General features: G+C 71.9%; 19 protein-coding genes. 10 read left to right on the top strand and 9 right to left on the bottom strand.

Annotation, left to right across the window (positions count from 1 at the left end; genetic code table 11):
- Positions 1–156: 156 nt before the first annotated feature.
- Positions 157–1,587 (bottom strand): aminotransferase class I/II-fold pyridoxal phosphate-dependent enzyme, encoded by a 1,431-nt coding sequence (locus ACFZDE_RS31790; protein WP_391205805.1) that lies wholly within the window; start codon positions 1,585–1,587, stop codon positions 157–159.
- A 47-nt stretch (positions 1,588–1,634) separates the two neighbouring features.
- Here ACFZDE_RS31790 and ACFZDE_RS31785 point away from each other — a divergent pair, with 47 nt between their 5' ends.
- A complete protein-coding gene (locus tag ACFZDE_RS31785) occupies positions 1,635–2,153 on the top strand; it encodes a carboxymuconolactone decarboxylase family protein (protein WP_391205803.1) in 519 nt (172 codons plus the stop codon).
- A gap of 79 nt (positions 2,154–2,232) precedes the next feature.
- On the opposite strand, the gene ACFZDE_RS31780 is transcribed toward ACFZDE_RS31785, so the two are convergent.
- The 3 genes from ACFZDE_RS31780 to ACFZDE_RS31770 all read right to left on the bottom strand — a co-directional run bounded on the left by ACFZDE_RS31780 (position 2,233) and on the right by ACFZDE_RS31770 (position 5,310).
- Complete coding sequence (locus ACFZDE_RS31780) at positions 2,233–3,723, bottom strand: glutamate synthase small subunit (protein ID WP_391205800.1); 1,491 nt, start codon at positions 3,721–3,723, stop codon at positions 2,233–2,235.
- A gap of 170 nt (positions 3,724–3,893) precedes the next feature.
- Positions 3,894–4,373, bottom strand: a complete 480-nt coding sequence (locus ACFZDE_RS31775; protein ID WP_391205797.1) for an anthrone oxygenase family protein — start codon at positions 4,371–4,373, stop codon at positions 3,894–3,896.
- A 238-nt stretch (positions 4,374–4,611) separates the two neighbouring features.
- Entirely contained in the window at positions 4,612–5,310 is a 699-nt protein-coding gene (locus ACFZDE_RS31770) for a DUF2293 domain-containing protein (RefSeq protein ID WP_391205794.1), read from the bottom strand.
- A 123-nt stretch (positions 5,311–5,433) separates the two neighbouring features.
- Between ACFZDE_RS31770 and ACFZDE_RS31765 the strand changes: the two genes are divergently transcribed.
- Positions 5,434–6,075 (top strand): uridine kinase, encoded by a 642-nt coding sequence (locus ACFZDE_RS31765; RefSeq protein WP_391205790.1) that lies wholly within the window; start codon positions 5,434–5,436, stop codon positions 6,073–6,075.
- A 140-nt stretch (positions 6,076–6,215) separates the two neighbouring features.
- Positions 6,216–6,644 (top strand): CBS domain-containing protein, encoded by a 429-nt coding sequence (locus ACFZDE_RS31760; protein WP_391205787.1) that lies wholly within the window; start codon positions 6,216–6,218, stop codon positions 6,642–6,644.
- Between the two features lie 55 nt (positions 6,645–6,699).
- Here the strand turns inward: ACFZDE_RS31760 and ACFZDE_RS31755 are convergent, their stop codons facing one another.
- Positions 6,700–7,827, bottom strand: coding sequence for a CorA family divalent cation transporter (locus tag ACFZDE_RS31755; protein ID WP_391002320.1), 1,128 nt, complete (start codon positions 7,825–7,827; stop codon positions 6,700–6,702).
- Between the two features lie 253 nt (positions 7,828–8,080).
- Here ACFZDE_RS31755 and ACFZDE_RS31750 point away from each other — a divergent pair, with 253 nt between their 5' ends.
- Positions 8,081–8,872 (top strand): methyltransferase, encoded by a 792-nt coding sequence (locus ACFZDE_RS31750; protein ID WP_391002322.1) that lies wholly within the window; start codon positions 8,081–8,083, stop codon positions 8,870–8,872.
- A 291-nt stretch (positions 8,873–9,163) separates the two neighbouring features.
- Here ACFZDE_RS31750 and ACFZDE_RS31745 read toward each other — a convergent pair whose 3' ends face one another.
- Complete coding sequence (locus ACFZDE_RS31745) at positions 9,164–10,129, bottom strand: PfkB family carbohydrate kinase (protein ID WP_391205784.1); 966 nt, start codon at positions 10,127–10,129, stop codon at positions 9,164–9,166.
- A 2-nt stretch (positions 10,130–10,131) separates the two neighbouring features.
- Complete coding sequence (locus ACFZDE_RS31740; RefSeq protein ID WP_391205781.1) at positions 10,132–11,040, bottom strand: pseudouridine-5'-phosphate glycosidase; 909 nt, start codon at positions 11,038–11,040, stop codon at positions 10,132–10,134.
- Positions 11,041–11,146: 106 nt separating this feature from the next.
- Here ACFZDE_RS31740 and ACFZDE_RS31735 point away from each other — a divergent pair, with 106 nt between their 5' ends.
- The gene (locus tag ACFZDE_RS31735; RefSeq protein WP_391002328.1) at positions 11,147–11,575 is read left to right on the top strand and encodes a VOC family protein; all 429 of its coding nucleotides are present in this window, start codon (positions 11,147–11,149) and stop codon (positions 11,573–11,575) included.
- Positions 11,576–11,588: 13 nt separating this feature from the next.
- Here the strand turns inward: ACFZDE_RS31735 and ACFZDE_RS31730 are convergent, their stop codons facing one another.
- The gene (locus ACFZDE_RS31730; protein WP_391002330.1) at positions 11,589–12,143 is read right to left on the bottom strand and encodes a methylated-DNA--[protein]-cysteine S-methyltransferase; all 555 of its coding nucleotides are present in this window, start codon (positions 12,141–12,143) and stop codon (positions 11,589–11,591) included.
- Between the two features lie 52 nt (positions 12,144–12,195).
- A complete protein-coding gene (locus ACFZDE_RS31725) occupies positions 12,196–13,068 on the bottom strand; it encodes a glycerophosphodiester phosphodiesterase family protein (protein WP_391205778.1) in 873 nt (290 codons plus the stop codon).
- Positions 13,069–13,358: 290 nt separating this feature from the next.
- Here ACFZDE_RS31725 and ACFZDE_RS31720 point away from each other — a divergent pair, with 290 nt between their 5' ends.
- The 5 genes from ACFZDE_RS31720 (at position 13,359) to ACFZDE_RS31700 (ending at position 20,431) form a co-directional block, all read left to right on the top strand.
- Complete coding sequence (locus ACFZDE_RS31720; RefSeq protein ID WP_391002334.1) at positions 13,359–14,225, top strand: MHYT domain-containing protein; 867 nt, start codon at positions 13,359–13,361, stop codon at positions 14,223–14,225.
- Between the two features lie 40 nt (positions 14,226–14,265).
- A complete protein-coding gene (gene uvrB / locus ACFZDE_RS31715; RefSeq protein WP_391002335.1) occupies positions 14,266–16,410 on the top strand; it encodes an excinuclease ABC subunit UvrB in 2,145 nt (714 codons plus the stop codon).
- A 139-nt stretch (positions 16,411–16,549) separates the two neighbouring features.
- Entirely contained in the window at positions 16,550–17,128 is a 579-nt protein-coding gene (locus ACFZDE_RS31710) for a TerD family protein (RefSeq protein WP_031109141.1), read from the top strand.
- 75 nt (positions 17,129–17,203) lie between these two features.
- Positions 17,204–19,213 carry a TerD family protein gene (locus tag ACFZDE_RS31705; RefSeq protein ID WP_391205775.1) on the top strand — a complete coding sequence of 670 codons (2,010 nt, stop codon included), beginning with the start codon at positions 17,204–17,206 and terminating at the stop codon, positions 19,211–19,213.
- 222 nt (positions 19,214–19,435) lie between these two features.
- Positions 19,436–20,431 (top strand): TerC/Alx family metal homeostasis membrane protein, encoded by a 996-nt coding sequence (locus tag ACFZDE_RS31700; protein WP_391002340.1) that lies wholly within the window; start codon positions 19,436–19,438, stop codon positions 20,429–20,431.
- Positions 20,432–20,606 lie beyond the last annotated feature (175 nt).

Here is a 20,606-nt window from a genome sequence, read left to right as displayed (position 1 = left end):
CTCGCCGATGCTCCGCATCGACTCGCTCCTCCGCCTTGCAGCTACCCGCACCAGGCCCCGCTCACCGGCGTTGACCAGCACCGCCGACTCCCTGCGACCTGATCCAAACGACAGGCCCTAGGTCGACCGGCTCCCTCCGGCCTCGCCTCGGGCCGGTCACGGCGGCGGCAGCGCACCGCACAGCGCTTCCAGGGCCGGCCCGTAGGCGTGCTCGGAGGGGGTCGCGTAGCCGACCACGAGACCGTCGTCCGCCGGCAGGTCCGTCTCCGGGTGCCGGAACGCGGCGAGGCCGTCGAGGGCGATGCCCTGCCAGGCGGCGGCCTTGAGCGCGGAGGCCTCGGTGCCGGGCGGCAGCCGCAGCACCGCGTGCAGCCCGGCCGCCACACCGCTCACCTCGATGTGCGGGGCATGCACCGCCAGCGCCGCGACGAGCCGGTCCCGGCGGCCGCGGTAGCGCTGCCGCATCCGCCGTACGTGCCGGTCGTACGCCCCCGAGACGATGAAGTCCGCCAGGCTCAGCTGCTCCAGGACGCTCGCCCACGCCTCGCGCTCGCCCTTGGCGGCCAGGACCGCCCCGACGTACCGCTCGGGGAGCACCATCCAGCCCAGCCGCAGCGCCGGTGACAGGCTCTTGCTGACCGAGCCGACGTGGATCACGCGCTCGGGGTCGAGCCCCTGGACGGCGCCGACGGGCTTGCGGTCGTAGCGGAACTCCCCGTCGTAGTCGTCCTCCAGGACCAGACCGTCCCGCGTGCCCGCCCAGTCGATCAGGGCGGCCCGGCGCCCGGGGTGCAGCGGGCCGCCGGTGGGGAACTGGTGCGCCGGTGTGAGCAGCGCCGCCCGCTCGCGCCCCAACCGGTCCACCCGCGCCCCGTGTTCGTCGAGGGGGAGCGGCACTGTCCGCACACCGGCGGAGGCCAGGACCTCACGGTGGAAGCCGAGTCCGTACGCCTCCACCGCCAGCGGCCCGCGCAGGACGCCGCCCCCGAACAGCAGCCGCAGCGCGTGCACGAAACCGGAGCAGATCACGATCCGGTCCGGCGCCGTCCGTACGCCACGCGCACGTGCCAGGTACTCGGTGAGCGCCTCCCGCAACTCCCGCCGGCCGGCCGGGTCGCCCGGCCCGAACACCTCGTTGGGCGCCTGTTGCAGGGCCCGGCGGTAGGAGGCGAGCCAGGCCGTGCGCGGGAACGCCGAGACGTCCGGCGTGCCCTGCCTCAGGTCGTGCCGGGGGCCACGCGCGCGTGGGGGCGCCATCTCGCGCAGGGGCGCCCTCTTGGGCACGCGGGCGAGTGGCCGCAGCGGCTCGGCCCGCTCCGCGACCCTGGTCCCCGAGCCCTGCCGGGCGGTGAGCCAGCCCTCGGCGACCAGCTGCGCGTAGGCGTCCGCCACCGTGTTGCGGGCGACGCCGAGGTCCGCCGCGAGCGAGCGGTACGGCGGCAACCGCGTGCCCGGAGCGAGCCGCCCGCCGCGCACCGCCTCACGCAGCGCCCGGATCAGCGCCGCCCGTCTGCCGCCCGGCCCGGTCAGCTCCAGATGCAGGTCGACACCGATCCGCTCCGCCGCATTGACCCATGAATCAGCCATGGAAATGCACCCTACAGTGGGTCTTTCCGGCTCGTAGGTTGAAGGGCATGACGACGCACACGAGCACGGGAAGCACCCCTGTGACCAGCACCACCCATGTGACCAGCACACTTGGCACGGCGGCCCGGCTGGACTTCGGCAGGACCGCGCCGAAGGCCTTCCGGGCCCTCATCGCCTTCGACGCCGCTGCCCGCGACGGTCTCGACCCGGCCCTGGTCGAGCTGATCCAGATCCGCTCCTCGCACCTCAACCACTGCGCGTACTGCCTCCACATGCACACCAACGACGCCCGCAAGGCCGGCGAGAGCGAGGACCGGCTGCACATGGTGGCGGTGTGGCGCGAGGCCCGCCACTTCTTCACCGAGCGGGAGCGGGCGGCCCTCGCCCTCACCGACGCGGTGACCCTCGTCGCCGACACCGGCGTCCCCGACGACGTCTACGCGCGGGCCGCCGCGCAGTTCGAGGAGCGGGAACTGGCCCAGGTCCTCGCCCTGATCTGCACGATCAACACATGGAACCGGGTGGCGCTGGCGACGGGGAAGACGGCGGGGGCGGATGAGCGGTGACAGGCGGGGCGGATGAGCGGTTGATGCCCGTGGGGCCTTGATGTGAGGGGCTGGTCGTAGGAGCCCGGCCGCGGGGGTGCTACACCGCCATGGGCCGGTCATACGGCCCGATCGGGGCCGGCAGCCTCGAACTGCCCGTCAGATGACGATCGACGGCCGCCGCCACCGCCCGGCCCTCGGCGATCGCCCACACGATGAGCGACTGCCCCCGGGCCGCGTCCCCCGCGGCGAACACCCCGGGCACGTTCGTGGCGAAACCGGAGTCCCGCGCGATCGTCCCGCGGGGCTCCATCTCCAGCCCCAGCTGGTCGACGAGGCCGTCCTCCCGGTCGGGCCCGGAGAAGCCGAGGGCCAGCAGCACGAGATCGGCGGGGAGCGTCCGTCCCCTTCCCTCCACCGGGCGGCGCCGCGCGTCCACCCCGGTCAGGTACAGCGACCGCACATGCCCCTGCGCGTCACCGTCGAAGCGCAGCGTGGACGCCGAGAACAGCCGTGCGTCCGCGTCGGCGACCGGGGCGGTCCGCAGGTCACGGGCCTCCTCATGGGCGGCGGACAGCCGGTAGACCCGCATCGGGTACGTCGGCCAGGGCTCGGTGCTCTCGTCGCGCACCGTGCCCGGCAGTGCGTAGATGTCCAGCTGGGTCACGGACGCGGCGCCCTCCCGGACGGCCGTGCCCAGGCAGTCCGCCCCGGTGTCGCCGCCGCCGACGATGACGACGTGCTTCCCCGCGGCCGACAGCGGAGAGGTCTCCAGATCCCCCTCGCGCACCCGGTTGGCCAGCGGGAGGTACTCCATCGCCTGGTGAATGCCCGTCAGCTCACGCCCCGGCACCGGAAGTTCCCGCCATGCCGTCGCCCCGGTGGCGAGCACCACGGCGTCGTAGCGGGTGCGCAGTTCGTCGGCCCCGATGTCCCGCCCGATCGCCGTCGAGGTACGGAACTTCGTCCCCTCCGCCCGCATCTGCTCCAGCCGCCGCTCCAGATGGCGCTTCTCCATCTTGAACTCGGGGATGCCGTACCGCATCAGCCCGCCGGGCCGGTCGTCCCGCTCGTACACGGCGACCGTGTGCCCGGCCCGGGTCAGCTGCTGGGCCGCGGCCAGGCCGGTGGGGCCCGACCCGATCACCGCCACCGTCCTGCCGGACAGCCGGTCCGGAGGCCTCGGCGGCGCGAAGCCCTCCTCCCAGGCCCGGTCGGCGATCGCGCACTCGACGTTCTTGATGGTGACGGCCGGCTGGTTGATCGCCAGCACACACCCCGCCTCGCACGGCGCCGGGCACAACCGGCCGGTGAACTCGGGGAAGTTGTTCGTGGCGTGCAGCCGGTCGGCGGCCGCCCGCCAGTCCTCTCTGGACACCAGGTCGTTCCACTCGGGAATCAGGTTGCCCAGCGGGCACGCGTCGTGGCAGAAGGGGATGCCGCAGTCCATGCAACGGTCGGCCTGCTTGCTGATGATCGGCAGCAGCGCCCCGGGGACGTAGACCTCGTCCCAGTCCTGCGCCCGTTCCTCCACCGGCCGGCGCGGCCAGTCCTGGCGGGGCGTGGTCATGAAACCCTTGGGATCGGCCATGGCCGTCTTCCTTGCGTGCGCGTGTGACAGGCCGTGCGTCGTCGGGCGGCGCTCTTGTCGGAGGTGGTGCGGCACTCGTGCGGCCGCGTCCTCTTGCTCGTGGTGCGGCGGTCTTTTCGCCACGATACGTCCGCCTCCGGGCCGCTGCCTGTCGCCCGGGGACCCGGCTGTCAGGTGAGCGCCAGTACGTACGACAGCGCCGCCCCGGCCGAGGCAGCCGTGCGGACGTGGTTCCACAGCGTCCACTCGCGCACATACGCCGGCCAGTACGCCGCCGCCTCCGGAGTGCCCGGCTCCAGCTCGGCCAGCGCGTCGTTGCGCGGCACGTTCGCGACCATGGTCAGCCCGAACGACCCGAACAGGTACAGCGCGCTGCCCACCAGCAGCGCCACGGTCCCCTCGTCCGGCCACAGCACGAACGTCACCACGGCGATCACCGCGCACAGCACGGCCGACCCCAGGAACACGATCATGAACGGCGGTCTCACCGCGGCCACGTTGATCGCCTTCATCGCGGCCACCCCCTGCGCGGGCGGCAGCATGCCGAGGCCCCGCATCACGAAGGTCGAGAAACCGCAGAACACCCCCGCCACCAGCCCGGTCCCGAGCACGCCCAGCACCGTCAGCACGAAGTACGGTCCGTCGATCATGTCCCTCTCCCGCCGTCGAGCCGGGATCCTGCCCGGCGCCCTTCCTCACCACAAGTGAATTGCCGTACGAGCGCAGTGACCATGGCCGAGGGGCGCGGCGTCATGAGCGGACGTCCATTCCGCACGCGGACGTCCATTCCGCACGCGGACGTCCATTCCGTACGCGGACGTCTATTCCGCCCGCGGACGTCCAGCCATGCTGAGACGTCCGTCCATGCCGCGGGCACCCCCTCCCGCCTCACCCCGCCGAATCGAGCCTCGCCTCGGTCCAGCCCCTCAGCACCGTGGCCACCGCCGGCGCGATCCGCCGCCGCGCCTCGTGCCGGGGCACGCCGCTCATCAGCAGCCGGTCGTACGGCGTGTCCAGGTGCCGTACGGACGCCACGACCGCCGCCGTCACCGCACCCTCGGACAGCGCACGGCCCGCCGCGCTGCGGCCCACCCGCCCACTGCCCCGCTCCGAGGCGTGCAGGGCGATCTCCCGTGCGCGGCCGGCCGGACACCCGGGGTACAACCGGCGTATCTCCGCCGCGAACGCCTGGGCGAACAGGGCGTCCTGAGCCGCCCGCCGCCGGGCGTCCCGCACCCGGCGCCGCCGTCTCGCCTCGGCGTCCGCCAAGCACCTCAGCTCGGCCCGCGCGAGCGCCTCCTCCTCCACCAGGACGCCCTGCCGTTCGTACCGGCTCTTGCGCCGGTTGAACCGCACGACCACCGCCGACAGGGTGCTCTCCTCCCGGGACCTGCGGGTCAGCGCGGTGTCGCCGCTCGGCAGGAACACCAGATGCCCGAGGTCGGCGCAGTCGAGGCAGCGCGGGGCGCCGTCCTCGATGATCAGCAGCGGCAGCGGTCCGCTGCGGCACTCGGCGCAGTACCGCCGCTTGAGGGGCTGGAAGACGAGGAGTCCGGTGCGGGGCGGGAGCGTCACACGGGAGGCCATACAGGGTTCATTCCCTCTGAGAGCGGAGCGAACTGCGCACTTCCCGACAGACCCTGGCGAGCCTCTCACCGCCCCGGGGAGGCATCCGCGGCCGGACCCGCTCCCACCCCGGCCTGACGCATCATGGGCCGTGTGCGACTCGAAGCGATCACCTGGGAACGGCTCGGCGACCTGCTCGCCGAACGCCTGCTCGACCTGAAGCCGGCCGACGGCAGCCCCTGGTCGCGCATCGCCTTCGACGGCGCCCCGGCAGCCCGCCCGCACGACCTCGCCCACCGGGTCTCGGAAGCGCTGCGCGTACGCGGTCGCCCCTCGCTCGTCGTCGGCACGGACGGCTTCTGGCGCCCCGCCTCCGTACGGCTGGAGTACGGCCACCAGGACGTCGAGTCCTACTACAGCGGCTGGTACGACACCGGCGCGCTGTGGCGTGAGGTGTTCGGGCCGCTCGAAGCCGACGGCACCGGTCGCGTCCTGCCCGACCTGTGGGACCCGGCCGCCGACCGCGCCACCCGCAGCGCCTACGTCGAACTCCCTCCCGGCGGCGTGCTGTTGCTGCACGGACCCTTCCTCCTCAAGCACTGGTTCCCCTTCGATCTGAGTGTTCACGTCCTCCTCTCCCAGGGCGCCCTGCGCCGCCGCACACCCGAGGCGGAGCACTGGACCCTCCCGGCCTTCGAGCGCTACGCGCGCGAGTCGGACCCGGTGGCGACGGCGGACGTGCTGGTCCGGGCCGACGACCCGCGTCATCCGGCGTGGGGCGGCTGAAGCGGGCCGAGATTCGCCGCCCGGCCGACGGGTGCCCGGCCTCCGTGTGCGGGCATCCGGTGGCACGGCGAGAATGAAGGGCGCCGGGACTCGCGGTGCGTCCCGCTCCGCGCCGGCCGTCCGGCACCGGGAGGTACTCCATGACCACCGCCGGAGACATCATGCACCGCGGCGTCCAGTGGATCCCCGCCCATGAAACCCTCGATCGCGCCGCCCAGCTCATGCGCGAGCTGAACGTCGGCGCCCTGCCCATCAGCGACGAGAGCGAGCGGCTCTGCGGCATCCTCACCGACCGCGACATCGTCGTCGGCTGCGTCGCCGTGGGCCACGACCCCGCCAGGATCACCGCGGGCGAGATGGCCAAGGGCACGCCCCGCTGGATCGACGCGGACGCCGATGTCGGCGAGGTGCTGCACGAGATGCGGGAGCACCAGATCCGCCGGCTGCCCGTGATCAAGGACAAGCGTCTCGTCGGCATGATCAGTGAAGCCGACCTGGCCCGGCATCTCGCGAAGGACCAGATCGCCTCCTGGGCGGAGAGCGTCTACGCCACGAACGCGATGCACTGACCCCGTATGCCGACCCACCCGTCGCCCACCGGCTCCGTACGGGGCACCGCCCGCGTCAGAGCCAGCCGCTGCGCCGGAACCCGCGGTACAGCGCGAGGCACGCCACGGATATGACGCCGATGACCATGCCGTAGCCGTACCGCCAGTGCAGCTCCGGCATGTGCTCGAAGTTCATGCCGTAGACCCCGCAGACCATCGTCGGCACGGCGACGATCGCGGCCCACGCCGTGATCTTCCGCATGTCCTCGTTCTGCGCGACCGTGACCTGCGCGAGGTGCGCCTGGAGAATGGAGTTGAGCAGCTCGTCGAACGCGGCGATCTGCTCCTTCGCCCGCAGCAGATGGTCCGAGACGTCGCGGAAGTACGCCTGTATCTCCGGGTCGACCACCCGGATGGGCCGGGTGGCGAGATCCTCCAGCGGCCGACTGAGCGGCGCCACCGCCCGCTTCAGCTCCAGCAGTTCACGCTTGAGTTGGTAGATCCGCCCCGGGTCGGTCCGCGCGCCGGCTTCCGAGAACACGTCGGTCTCGACCTGGTCGATGTCCGCGTGCACCGCGTCCGTGACCGTCAGGTAGTCGTCGACGACGTGGTCCGCGAGCGCGTGCAGCACCGCCGACGGGCCCTTGGCGAGCTGGCCGGGATCGGACTCCAGCTCCTCGCGCAGTGGGCCCAGCGAGCCGTGGCGTCCGTGCCGCACCGTGATCACGAAGTCGGCGCCGACGAACACCATGATCTCGCCGGTGTTCACCACCTCGCTGGAGGCCGTCAACTCCTCGTGCTCGACGTAGCAGACCGTCTTGAAGACAGCGAAGAGCGTCTCGCCGTAGCGCTCCAGCTTGGGACGCTGATGGGCCTCGATCGCGTCCTCGACGGCCAGCGGGTGCAGGTCGAAGAGCTCGGCGATGCCGGCGAACTCCTGATCGGTCGGCTCGTGCAGACCGAGCCAGACGAATCCCTCCCGGCTCTTGCGGACCCGCTCCACCGTGTCCACCAGATCGCCGCGCTCGGCGGTACGGACGCCCTCCCGGTACGTCACGCAGTTGACCACCGAGGAGCCCAGCGGGGAGCGGGCCGGGTGACTCAGGTCGACGCGCGGGCGCCGCCGGGCCAGCCGAGCCACCTTGCGAAGACCGCCGACCCCGCCGAGGCTCGTGACCTTCCGCAGATTCCCTGCCATGGACATCCGGATCTCCTTGCGTGGAACCATCACGCCGTTCCCGTGCCGTGGCGCGCCAGTCTGCCAGGCCTGCGTGAGCTGCGGGTAAGCCTGTGGAAACGACTCGCTCCGCTTGGTTCCCGGCTGTGGACGAACCACCGTGCCGATGCCACGCCCCTGCCCTGACGACGCCTGCCCGCGCCGGACGGTTCTCCGTACGGACGCACGCGCCGGAGCGTCGACCCGTACGGATAAGTCGGACAACTGGGATGATCGCGGCATGACGCGAACCGACGGGTACCTCCTGGACAACCGGCAGACCGAGGCGGCAGAGCACTTCAGCGCGTTCGCCGCTCTCTTCGACCCCACGACGTTCCGGCACCTCGAAGCGCTCGGCGTCGGATCCGGCTGGCGGTGCTGGGAAGTCGGCGCCGGCACCACCGTGGTGTCCTGGCTGGCCAAGAAGGTCGGCCCGACGGGCCGCGTCGTCGCGACCGACACCGACACCGCACGGCTCGCCTCCGCCGCCCGGCCGCCCGTCGAGGTGCGGGCCCACGAACTCGGCGGGCAGGAGCCGCCGGGGGAGGGGTTCGACCTGGTGCACGCCCGTCTCGCCCTCGTCCACGTCACCGACCGCGGGCGGGCACTGCGGTCCATGGTCAAGGCTCTGCGCCCCGGAGGCCGGCTCCTCGTGGAAGACGCCGACCCCGCGCTCCAGCCACTCCTGTGCCCCGACGAGCACGGCCCCGAGCAGCAACTCGCGAACCGGCTGCGGCACGGCTTCCGCGGACTCCTCGCCGATCGCGGCACCGACCTGCCGTGCGGGCGCACCCTGCCGCGGCTGCTCCGGGAGGCGGGGCTGACCCGGGTCCACGCCGACGCGTACTTTCCCCTCGCCTCGCCGGCCTGTGCGGCCCTGGAGTCGGTCACGATCCGTCAGATCCGCGACCAGCTCGTCACGGCGGGCCTGGCCACGGACCAGGACATCGACCGGCACCTGGCGAACGTCACGTCCGGCGCGCTCGATCTGACGACCGCCCCGATGATCTCGGCGTGGGGGCGCAAGCAGTAACCGTCCCTTCCGGCCGGGCCAGCCCCGGTCCGGGTCGGGCCGGTTCGGGCCAGTCCCGGTTCGGGCCAGTCCGGTTCGGGGCTGGCCGGTCCCGGCCAAATCGATCCAGGCCGGGCCGAGCTGGGCTGAGCTGGGCCGATCCGATCCGGCCCGACCGATCCGGGCGGACCGATCCGGGCCGATCCGAGCCGGGCCGATCCGAGCCGGTTCGGGCCGTTCCTTGCCGAGCCGACCCGGGCCGTGTCAATCAGGGCCGCGCCGGTCAGGGCGGGGCGCTCCGGGGCAGGTCGGTCAGTTCGGCGTGGGCGGTCTGCCCCCCACCCGTTCCACCGCTCGCGCACCCGCCCGGCACCCCTCCACCGCGGCGGCCCGCGGCCCGGCGCCCGCGAGCAGGGCCGCGAGGAACGCGCCGGTGAAGGCGTCACCGGCGCCGGTGGTGTCCCGCGGAGTCGCCGGTACGGCCGGGACCCGGGCCCGCACCTTCCCCGAGCGGGCCACGAGCGCCCCTTCAGAGCCCTGCTTGGCGACGACCAGCGGCACCCGCCGGCTCAGCTCGGCCGCCGCCTCGGCCGCGTCCACCAGCCCCGTCAGCAGGCACGCCTCGTCCCGGCTGGGCAGCAGGACGTCCACGCCCTCGACGAGCGAGAGGAATCGCTGCGCGCCCAGCTCCGCGAGGAACCCAGCCGACGCCGGGTCCAGACTCACCGGCACGCCACGCGCGCGTGCGGCCTTCAGGGCCATCGCCACCAGGTCCCGGCTCGGCCCGGAGAACAGGAGGTAGCCCGACAGATGCAGCCGGGCCACGCCGTCGAGCAGCCCGTCCGACCAGTCGGCGGGCCCCAGCCGCAGGGCCGCGCCGCTGTCGGTGAGGAACGTCCGCTCCGCCGCGGCGCCCTCGTCGACCACGCAGATCACCGTGCCGGTCGGCGCGAGCGGGTCGACGACGAGCCGGGGTCGCACTCCCTGGGCGGCCAGCTCCCGCTCGTGCCAGGCCGCCGCGTCCGCCCCGACCCGCCCGAGCAGCCGTACGTCCGCCGCGCCCCGGTGCGCCGCCCAGCACGCCACATTGGCGCCGGCCCCGCCCGCCACCGTCCGGATCGAGGCAGCCGTGTCCGTGCCGGCCGCGAGCGGTCCCCGGTGCCGGGCGACGACATCGGTGATGACATCCCCGACGACCAGCAGCCCCCCGCCCACCGCCGAGCCCGTGCCCGCGCCCCCGGATCCGGTTCCCGCTCCCGGCTCCGCCCCGCCGGCCACCGTCACACCCGGACCCGGGCCGCCGCGATCCGGGCCGCAAGGCGGACATTGCCGCGGACCGCGGCCAGATTGGCGCTCAGGGAAGCTCCGTCCGTGTGCCGCACGAGATAGCCGAGCAGGAACGGCGTGACCGCTTGGCCGGTGACGCCTTCCTCCTCGCACGCGTGCAGCGCGTCGGCGAGCACACGCGCGTGCAGGTCCGGATCGAGTTGCTCCTCCTCGGGGACGGGGTTGGCGACGATCAGCGCCGACTCCGGCCCGCCGAGCGCGTCCTGCGCCCGCATGACACCCGCCACCTGCTCCGGCGTCTCCAGCGTCCAGTCCACCGGACAGCCCGAGTCGCTGAGGTAGAAGCCGGGGAACCGGCCGGTGCCGTACCCCGCCACGGCGACCCCCAGGGTCTCCAGCCGCTGCAGGGTCGCCGGGACGTCCAGGATCGACTTCACCCCGGCACACACCACCGTGATGCGCGTGCGGGCCAGCAGCCCCAGGTCGGCCGACTCGTCCTGCGTCACGGTCCACTCCCGGTGCACTCCGCCGAGCCCGCCGGTCGCGAAGACCCGCACGCCCGCCCGCGCGGCCAGCAGCGCGGTCGCCGACACCGTGGTCGCCCCGCTCGCCCCGGACGCCACCGCGAGCGGCAGATCACGGTGGCCGAGCTTGCGGATCCCCTCCTCGTTCGCGACCCGTTCCAGTTGCTCCTTGTCCAGGCCGACGCGCGGGCGCCCGTCCAGCACGGCGATCGTGGCGGGGACCGCGCCCTCCTGCCGTACGGCCGTCTCCAGCTCCAGCGCCACCTGGAGGTTGCGCGGCCGGGGCAGCCCGTGCGCGATGATCGTGGACTCCAGGGCGACGACGGGCCGGCCCGTGTCGATCGCCTCCCGCACTTCCTCGGACACCGCCAGCACCACGCGCCTGCCTCCTGTCAGTCGGTCAGTCGTCTTCCCTCATCTCTGGCGGGCGGCGAGCCGGGCCAAACCCTTGCGGGCTGCCCGAGTCGTCACGAGCCTGGGGTGCATGACGGACCACACACCACGCCTCGACCATGTCGTCCTCTGGGTGCGCGACCCGCTCGCCGCCGCAGACTTCTACACGAAGGCCGTCGGCCTGGAGGCGGTACGGCTCACGGAGTTCGCGGCGGGTGAGGCGCCGTTCCCCTCCGTGCGCGTCAACGACGAGACCATCCTCGACCTCATGCCGCTGAGCTTCGTGCAGCGCATGACGATGCTGCCCGGCTCCACCGAGAGCGCGGGGCATCCCGTCAACCACGTCTGCCTCTCGCTGCCGCGCGGTGACTTCGACGCCCTCCTCAGCCGCCTCGAGGAGCGCTCCGTACCGATGTCCGGCCTCGCGCACGACTCCTTCGGAGCCCGGGGCAAGGCCACCCGCAGCTTCTACTTCCGCGACCCCGACGGCAACGTCTTCGAGGCCCGCCACTACGACTGACCGGACCGGACGCTCAGAAGAGCGGCTCCGGAAGCACCCCTTCCAGGGCGAGCAGCCTCCGCTTGGTCTCCAGCCCGCCCCCGAAACCGCCGATGCCGCCGTCGCTCTCGACGACCCGGTGACAGGGCACCACCACCGGCAGCGGGTTGGCGCCCATCGCCATGCCCACGGCCTGGGCCGCGCCGGGCTGACCGACCCGTCCGGCCAGGTCGCCGTATCCGACCACCTGGCCGTAGGGCACGCCCGAGGCCAGCTCGCGCAGGACCTCCCGGTTGAATCCGGAGATCAGCGACCAGTCCAGCGGCAGGTCGAAGTCGCGTCGGTCACCCGCGAGGTACGCCTCGACCTGGCGTATCGCCTCGGCCAGCAGCGGGGAGCCGGGCGCCTCGACGGGCTCGGTGCCCAGCCGCGACGCCAGCCGCTCGACGGCCTTGTCCCGCACCGCGTCCGTGGCGTGGAACACGACGTTGACCAGGCCGTCCCGGCTCGCGGCCAGCAGCAACGGCCCGATGCCGCTCTCGACGACCGCCCACACGACCCGCGGCTCGACCTGCTCTCGGCTGTCCATGCGCCCACACTAGGACCCACCACTGACAACGCGGCCCGGACGGACCGCCCGATCAGCCGCCCACGGCGTCCCGCACCACGTCCGGCCTGTTGGTGATGATCCCGTCGACCCCGTACCCGGCGACCCGCTGGGCCGTCCTCGCGTCGTCGACCGTCCAGGCGAAGACCTCCATCGGCTCGCCGTGCGGCCCGTCGAACGCCTGCACCGAGGACACGTACGCCGGGGACAGCGAGCTGTACGAGGGGTTGATCTGGTCGGCGAACTCGGAGCAGTCGAGCAGGTCCGACACCGGCGGCGTTCCCAGCAGGCCCGTCTTCACCGCGGGCTTCAGCTCGTGCACCGTACGCACGCTGTCCGCGCTGAAGCTCTGCACGATCAGCCGGCCCGCCACATGCGACCGGTCGAGCCAGCCCTCGTTGCTGAGGACCTTCAGCGTCTGCCCCTCGATGCCCGGGTACAGCTCGGGATTCTTGATCTCCAGGAGCAGCTTCTGGCGATGGCGCTCCAAGCGCCGCACGAACTGCTCCAGCGTCGGCACGCGGGCGCCCGCGTACGCGGGTCCGAACCAGCTGCCCGCGTCCAGCCGGGCGATCTCCGCGGCGGTGAAGTCCTTCACCTTCCAGGGAGCCCGGCCGGGGAAGACCTCCTCGGCGTCGGTCGTGCGGCGCAGATTGTCGTCGTGCAGGACGACCAGCTCACCGTCCCGCGTGCGCTGCACGTCGTTCTCCACCCAGCCGATGCCCAGCGCGGCCGCCCTGTCCACGGCGGCCAGGGTGTTCTCGGGCGCGTACGCCGAGGCGCCGCGGTGAGCGATGACCGACGGCGAGGTCCCGGCCTGTGCGGCACGGGCGGGGGAGACGGGGAACAGCAGGGCGACGGTCCCCAGGAGTGCGGTGGTCGAGGCGGCGACAGCGCGCGCGTGCATGCGTACTCCTCGCGACGAACGAACGGCGACATCACGGACAGCGCAACTGTGACAGCAGAGGGTCAACGCGAGAGGGGTGCGGGATGGCCACACGTTGAACGGAGGTCGCCCAACTCCGCTCACTGGTACCGCACAACTGCGGCAAGGCCGTGTTCATTTGCCGGAAAGTCGTTCGACCATTCCGGTGGGAGTCATACTCTCTGCGTCAACCCTGACCGCTCGTGGCGGTCCTGGGAGGGGGCGCACATCGGGAATTCCGGGACGTACGAGGGCGGGAAGGGCAGCCGCGCATGCAGGGCACGGTCGACGGATTCAGCTATGGCCTGGTCACACCCCTGGTCGCCTACTTCATGGCCTTTCTCGGCGGCGCGCTGGGCCTGCGCTGCACCACCCGACCCATGCTCGTCGCCCAGTCCTGGCGCCCCGGCTGGCTGGCCCTCGGCGCCGCCGCCATCGGCTCGGGCATATGGACCATGCACTTCGTCGCGATGATGGGATTCACGGTCCGCGGCACCCCGATCCACTACGACAAGGCGATGACCTTCGCGAGCCTGGCCGTCGCCATCGTCATGGTGGGCGTCGGGATCTTCATCGTCGGCTACCGCGGAGCGCGCGGAACGGCCCTGTTCACCGGTGGCACCATCACCGGCCTGGGCATCGCGTCGATGCACTACCTCGGCATGGCCAGCATGAGCCTGGACGGAAAACTGGAGTACAACACCGTCACCGTCGGCATCTCCGTCGCCATCGCCATGGCCGCGGCGACCGCCGCCCTCTGGGCCGCCGGCCAGGTCAGGGGCTTCCTGTGGAGTGTGGGCGCGAGCCTCGTCATGGGACTGGCCGTCAGCGGCATGCACTACACCGGCATGGCCGCCCTCAGCGTCCACCTGCACGGCACGTCCGAACCCGCCACCGGGGACTCGCCCGCGAGCCTGCTCGCACCCATGCTGATCGGGCCGCTGGCCTTCCTGCTCCTCGCGGGCGTCGTGGTGATCTTCGATCCGCTGATGGTCATGGGCAAGCCCCGCGTGGTCCCCGCCGAGCCCAAGCCCGGCATCCCCGCGCACAGCCACGTCCGGCACTCCGCCGCCCGCCTGCGGTTCCGCCCCCGCCGCACCGTGGAGCACAGGGGCTCCCGCACCCCGCAGAACCGCTGATCAGAGCCCGTTGTCAGTGGGGGGTCGTACGGTGGACCCCATGCGGCCCGTTTCAAAGATCGAACGCACGGTGGCGCCCTTCGAGGTCGTCAGCCCCTACCAGCCCAACGGCGACCAGCCGACGGCCATCGCCGACCTCGCCCGGCGTATCGAGGCCGGTGAGAAGGACGTCGTGCTGCTCGGCGCGACCGGCACCGGCAAGTCCGCCACCACCGCGTGGATGATCGAGAAGCTCCAGCGCCCCACCCTCGTGATGGCGCCGAACAAGACCCTGGCCGCCCAGCTGGCCAACGAGTTCCGCGAGCTCCTGCCGAACAACGCCGTCGAATACTTCGTCTCGTACTACGACTACTACCAGCCCGAGGCGTACGTCCCGCAGTCGGACACCTACATCGAGAAGGACTCCTCGATCAACGAGGAGGTCGAGCGCCTGCGCCACTCCGCGACCAACTCTCTGCTCACCCGCCGCGACGTCGTCGTGGTCGCCTCGGTCTCCTGCATCTACGGCCTCGGCACCCCGCAGGAGTACGTGGACCGCATGGTCCCCCTCAAGGTCGGCGAGGAGATCGACCGCGACGAGCTGCTGCGCCGCTTCGTGGACATCCAGTACACGCGCAACGACCTGGCCTTCACCCGAGGCACCTTCCGCGTCCGCGGCGACACCATCGAGATCTTCCCGGTCTACGAGGAGCTGGCCGTCCGCATCGAGATGTTCGGCGACGAGATCGAGGCGCTGTCCACGCTGCACCCGCTCACCGGCGAGATCATCAGCGACGACGACCACCTCTACGTCTTCCCGGCCTCCCACTACGTCGCGGGACCCGAGCGCCTGGAGCGGGCCGTCAACGACATCGAGAAGGAGCTGGCCGAGCGCCTGACAGAGCTGGAGAAGCAGGGCAAGCTGCTGGAGGCCCAGCGCCTGCGCATGCGGACCACGTACGACATCGAGATGCTGCGCCAGATCGGCAGCTGCTCCGGCGTGGAGAACTACTCGATGCACTTCGACGGCCGCTCGCCCGGCTCCCCGCCCAACACCCTGTTGGACTACTTCCCGGACGACTTCCTCCTCGTCATCGACGAGTCGCATGTCACCGTCCCGCAGATCGGCGCCATGTACGAGGGCGACGCCTCCCGCAAGCGCACCCTCGTCGACCACGGCTTCCGGCTGCCCTCCGCCCTGGACAACCGCCCCCTGAAGTGGGAGGAGTTCCAGGAGCGCATCGGCCAGACGGTCTATCTGTCGGCCACCCCGGGCACCTACGAGATGTCCCGCTCGGACGGCTTCGTCGAGCAGATCATCCGCCCCACCGGCCTCGTCGACCCGGAGGTCGTCGTCAAGCCCACCGAGGGCCAGATCGACGACCTGGTGCACGAGATCCGGCTGCGCACCGAGAAGGACGAGCGCGTCCTGGTCACCACGCTCACCAAGAAGATGGCCGAGGACCTCACCGACTACTTCCTGGAGCTGGGCATCCAGGTGCGCTACCTGCACAGCGACGTCGACACCCTGCGCCGCGTCGAACTACTGCGTGAACTGCGCGCCGGCGAGTACGACGTCCTGGTCGGCATCAACCTCCTGCGCGAGGGCCTCGACCTGCCCGAGGTGTCCCTGGTGGCGATCCTGGACGCCGACAAGGAGGGCTTCCTGCGCTCGGGCACGTCCCTGATCCAGACCATCGGCCGCGCCGCGCGCAACGTGTCCGGTCAGGTCCACATGTACGCCGACAAGATCACTCCGGCGATGGAGAAGGCCATCGAGGAGACCAACCGGCGCCGTGAGAAGCAGATCGCGTACAACACGGAGCGGGGCATCGACCCCCAGCCGCTGCGCAAGAAGATCAACGACATCGTCGCCCAGATCGCCCGCGAGGACATCGACACCGAGCAGCTGCTCGGCTCGGGTTACCGCAAGGCGAAGAAGGACGGCGGGGGCACCAAGGCGCCCGTGCCCTCCCTCGGCAAGGCCGCAGGGGCTGCCAAGCCCGCCAAGGGCAAGGGGAAGGCCGAGGAGACGGTGCCGACCGACCGTCCCGCGGCCGAACTGGCCGGGCAGATCGAGGAGCTCACCGCGCGGATGCGGGCCGCAGCCGCGGAGCTCCAGTTCGAGATCGCGGCCCGACTGCGCGACGAGGTCTCCGAGATGAAGAAGGAACTGCGCCAGATGAAGGAGGCGGGTCTGGCCTGACAGCGTGCCGCGTACGCGCAGTGTTGCAAGACCGACACAAAGTGCGGACCGGGGTACGTCGCTGTCAGTGCCCCTGCGTAAGGTGCTGGTCAACCGCGACTTCGCGGCAACAGGGGACGTTCGAGAGGGGAATCAGCGCGTGACCGTCAACATGACCAAGGGTCAGGCCATCAGTCTGCAGAAGAACGACGGCGGCAGCCTGACTGCGGTTCGTATGGGTCTCGGCTGGCAGGCGGCTCCCCGGCGCGGGCTGTTCGGCTCGCGCACGCGAGAGATCGACCTCGACGCCTCCGCCGTCCTGTTCGCGGACAAGCAGCCGGTCGACGTCGTCTTCTTCCGCCACCTGGTGAGCGACGACGGCTCGGTGCGCCACACCGGTGACAACCTCGTCGGCGGTGTCGGCCAGGGCGGCGACGACGAGGCGATCCTCGTCGACCTCGCGCGCGTCCCGGTCCACATCGACCAGATCGTCTTCACCGTGAACTCCTTCACGGGACAGACCTTCCAGGAGGTGCAGAACGCGTTCTGCCGCCTGGTCGACGAGACCAACGGCCAGGAGCTCGCCCGCTACACGCTCGCCGGCGGCGGCCAGTACACGGCCCAGATCATGGCCAAGGTCCACCGCGCGGGCCAGGGCTGGTCGATGACGGCCCTGGGCAACCCGGCCAACGGCCGTACCTTCCAGGACCTGATGCCGGCGATCCTGCCGGTGCTCTGACGCACCCCGGGCCCGGACCGGCGGGCCCGGCGAGCAGCACACGACCTCACACAACGACACAGGGGGACGAAGGCGATGACGGCCGAGCTGGTGCGGGGGCAGAACCACCCGCTCTCCCAGGCCCGTCTCGAGATCCGGATCTCGGCCGGTACGCCGATCGTGGCCGTGGCCGCGCTCGGTGACGAGAACGGCCGGATCCACGGCGTGGAGTGGGTCGCCCACCCGGGCGCACCCACCCAGCCGGGTCTCGAGGTCTCCCGGCAGGCCGCCGCCGACCATCGCCTCGCGGTGGACCTGGACGCCGTGCCGGAGGCCGTCCACCGTGTCAGCGTGCTGCTCGCCCTGCCCGTCGGCGGGGCGGGCCCGGCCCGTTTCGGCGCCGTGGCGGCCCCGTTCGTCGCCGTCACCGGCCTCGACGGCGACGAGGTCGCCAGCTACACCATCACCGGCCTGGAGGCCGAGTCGGCCGTCGTCGCCCTGGAGCTCTACCGCCGCCAGGGCGCCTGGAAGGTGCGCGCCGTAGGCCAGGGCTACGCGGGCGGCCTCGCCGAACTCCTCGCCGACCAGGGCCTGCCACAGGCCCACCAGCTCGCCGGCACCGTCCACGACGCGGTGGCCCAGGGACTCGCCCGCTCGGTGCAGGCGCCCCCACCGCGCACGGCGGACGGCGACCGCTCCCGGCAGACGGCGGCCCCCGCCCTCGGCCCGGACCAGAGCGGCACCGCACCCCAGCCCGGCCCCGTGCCACCGGTGTCCCCGTACGGCGGCCAGACCTCCGGCGGCCCCGGACAGCCCGCGCCGCAGCAGCCGTACGCCGCGCCGGACTCCAGCGCCGTCACCCAGCCGTCCGCGCCCACGGCGGGCGGCCCGATCGACTACAGCCACCCGCGCCGGCAGAACGCCGCCCCGCCCCCGCCTCCGCCCACCGCGCCCCCGGCCGCACCCGGGCAACCCGCACAGCCCGTCGCGGGCGACGCGACCGGCTGGTCCATGGAGGAGCGGCTCTACAACCAGGTGTGGGGCATGTTCGAGGACCTGGCCCGCACCACCGCCGCCTACCGCAGCGCCGTCGACTTCGCCGAGTCGCGCATGGACAAGGAGCTGGAGCAGGTCCTCTCCGATCCGCGCAGCCGGATCGGCGGACAGGGCGACGCCGCCCGCGAGGCCGCCCGGGCCCGGCACGCCCAGCTCGTCGACCAGGCCCGCGAGGCCCTCGACCGCGACCTCACCCAGCTCGCGGCCGAGGCCGACGTCGTCGAACCGGCCCTGCCACCGGCGTACGCCCGCTGGGACAACCCGGCGTGGCACGCCTACCGGGTGCCGATGGAGATCCCCATGGCCCTGCGCCTGGGCGACCTCCATCTCCCCGAGGCCGACCGGATCCGCATCCCGATGCTGGTCCGGCTGCCGCTGGAGCGGGGCCTGTGGATCGACAGCGGGGCGGCCGGGGGGTTCGACGGTTCGTTCACCGACTCGCACACCATGGGCCGTCTCGCCATGGAGACGGCGGTCGCGCACGCGGCGCGGCTGCTGGCCGTCTATCCGGCGGGCGAGTTCACCGTCCACGTCATCGACCCGGCCGGCTCCGGGGCCCAGCCGCTGGTGCCCCTGGTGCAGTCCGGGGTGCTCGCGGCCCCGCCCGCGCTCGGCGCCGCCGGGGTGGCGGACGTGCTGGGCCGGCTCACCCAGCGGGTCGATCTGGTGCAGATGGCGGTCCGGGGCGGCGCCGCCGACGCCCTCCCGCCCGGGTTCGACACCTCGCAGCAGCTCCTGATCGTCAACGACTTCCCGCACGGATTCGACGACCGGGCCGTGAACCAGCTGCGCTACCTGGCCGACGAGGGTCCCGCCTTCGGCGTCCACCTGATGATGGTGGCCGACCGTGAGGAATCCTCCGGCTACGGGCCGCTGCTCGACCCGCTGTGGCGTTCGCTGCTGCGGCTGACGCCGGTGGCCGACGATCACCTCGCCGACCCGTGGGTCGGTCATGCCTGGACCTACGAGCCGTCGCTCGTGCCGCCCGGCAGCCAGGTCCTCCAGCAGGTGCTCGCGCAGGTCGCAGCGGCCCGCACCAAGTTCACGTAAAGCCCTCTGACCAGGGATTTTGGTCTTTCTTTTGCCAAGCGCTTTACCAGTTCTTGGTGATTGGGTACTGTTGACCGCACGGAGGGGAGTACTCCCTGTCTGCTGCGACGTACCCGTCAATACGGATCAGGCCAGATCCCGGGGCGTCGGCCCATCATTGGGTGGAAGAGACCTCCGGCAGCGACGACGCTGACATTTGCCGTTACGACTGCCGGAGGCGCAGTGGATGTTTCCGTGACCCTATGGGTCCTGACGATCGTGGGCCTTGCCGCCCTCATCGCGGTCGACTTCTTCATCGGCCGCAAGCCGCACGACGTGTCGATCAAGGAAGCCGGGATCTGGACGGTCGTCTGGATCGTGCTGGCCGCGCTCTTCGGGCTCGGCCTGCTTCTGTTCGCCGGCGGCCAGCCGGCCGGTGAGTTCTTCGCTGGCTTCATCACCGAGAAGTCGCTCAGCGTCGACAACCTCTTCGTCTTCGTCCTGATCATGGCGAAGTTCGCGGTGCCGTCGCAGTACCAGCAGCGGGTGCTGCTGATCGGTGTCCTCATCGCTCTGGTCCTGCGAGCGATCTTCATCGCCGCCGGCGCGGCGATCCTCGCCAGCTTCGCCTGGGTCTTCTACATCTTCGGCGCCTTCCTCATCTACACCGCCTGGAAGCTGATCCAGGAGGCCCGGGCCGACGAGGAGGAAGAGGAGTTCGAGGAGAACAAGCTCCTCAAGGCCGCCGAGCGCCGCTTCGGAGTGGCGGACCGGTACCACGGCACCAAGCTGTGGATCGAGGAGAACGGCAAGCGGGTCATGACGCCGATGCTGGTCGTGATGCTCGCGATCGGCACCACGGACGTGCTGTTCGCCCTCGACTCCATCCCCGCGATCTTCGGCCTGACGCAGGACCCGTACATCGTCTTCACCGCGAACGCCTTCGCCCTGATGGGCCTGCGCCAGCTGTACTTCCTCATCGGCGGCCTGCTGAGGAAGCTGGTCCACCTCTCCTACGGCCTGTCGATCATCCTGGGCTTCATCGGCGTGAAGCTGGTGCTGCACGCCCTGCACGAGTCCGGGGTGTCCGTCCCCGAGATCAGCATTCCGGTCTCGCTCGGCGTGATCTGCGCCGTTCTGATCGTCACCACGATCACCAGCCTGCGCGCTTCCAAGAAGCAGGCGGAGGCCGAGGCGGCGCAGAGCGGAGACGCTCCGAAGGACAGCATCGACGTCTGACGGCGTCGAGCCCAGAAAGAACCATCACCGGGACCGGTGCTCGTCGGACTTCCGACCACCGGCCCCGGTGCTTGCCTGCCCCCCTGAGCGCGTTCCCCTGCCCGGGGCGCCGCGGCCGACTGGAGGTGCCATGAAGTTCGTGCGGATCACCGACTCCGAGACCGAGCCTCGCGTG

Origin of the sequence: Streptomyces sp. NPDC007929 (genome assembly GCF_042959065.1) — a bacterium.
In the GTDB taxonomy this organism is placed as follows: domain Bacteria; phylum Actinomycetota; class Actinomycetes; order Streptomycetales; family Streptomycetaceae; genus Streptomyces.
Note: the sequence above shows the minus strand (reverse complement) of the source record. Positions and strands in the feature narration are given on the sequence as shown.

Excerpts from the sequence above, each read along its gene's own strand:
- ACFZDE_RS31790 (WP_391205805.1), bottom strand. The coding sequence starts at position 1,587 with ATGGCTGATTCATGGGTCAATGCGGCGGAGCGGATCGGTGTCGACCTG.
- ACFZDE_RS31785 (WP_391205803.1), top strand. The coding sequence starts at position 1,635 with ATGACGACGCACACGAGCACGGGAAGCACCCCTGTGACCAGCACCACC.
- ACFZDE_RS31780 (WP_391205800.1), bottom strand. The coding sequence starts at position 3,723 with ATGGCCGATCCCAAGGGTTTCATGACCACGCCCCGCCAGGACTGGCCG.
- ACFZDE_RS31775 (WP_391205797.1), bottom strand. The coding sequence starts at position 4,373 with ATGATCGACGGACCGTACTTCGTGCTGACGGTGCTGGGCGTGCTCGGG.
- ACFZDE_RS31770 (WP_391205794.1), bottom strand. The coding sequence starts at position 5,310 with ATGGCCTCCCGTGTGACGCTCCCGCCCCGCACCGGACTCCTCGTCTTC.
- ACFZDE_RS31765 (WP_391205790.1), top strand. The coding sequence starts at position 5,434 with ATGGGCCGTGTGCGACTCGAAGCGATCACCTGGGAACGGCTCGGCGAC.
- ACFZDE_RS31760 (WP_391205787.1), top strand. The coding sequence starts at position 6,216 with ATGACCACCGCCGGAGACATCATGCACCGCGGCGTCCAGTGGATCCCC.
- ACFZDE_RS31755 (WP_391002320.1), bottom strand. The coding sequence starts at position 7,827 with ATGTCCATGGCAGGGAATCTGCGGAAGGTCACGAGCCTCGGCGGGGTC.
- ACFZDE_RS31750 (WP_391002322.1), top strand. The coding sequence starts at position 8,081 with ATGACGCGAACCGACGGGTACCTCCTGGACAACCGGCAGACCGAGGCG.
- ACFZDE_RS31735 (WP_391002328.1), top strand. The coding sequence starts at position 11,147 with ATGACGGACCACACACCACGCCTCGACCATGTCGTCCTCTGGGTGCGC.
- ACFZDE_RS31730 (WP_391002330.1), bottom strand. The coding sequence starts at position 12,143 with ATGGACAGCCGAGAGCAGGTCGAGCCGCGGGTCGTGTGGGCGGTCGTC.
- ACFZDE_RS31725 (WP_391205778.1), bottom strand. The coding sequence starts at position 13,068 with ATGCACGCGCGCGCTGTCGCCGCCTCGACCACCGCACTCCTGGGGACC.
- ACFZDE_RS31720 (WP_391002334.1), top strand. The coding sequence starts at position 13,359 with ATGCAGGGCACGGTCGACGGATTCAGCTATGGCCTGGTCACACCCCTG.
- uvrB (WP_391002335.1), top strand. The coding sequence starts at position 14,266 with ATGCGGCCCGTTTCAAAGATCGAACGCACGGTGGCGCCCTTCGAGGTC.
- ACFZDE_RS31705 (WP_391205775.1), top strand. The coding sequence starts at position 17,204 with ATGACGGCCGAGCTGGTGCGGGGGCAGAACCACCCGCTCTCCCAGGCC.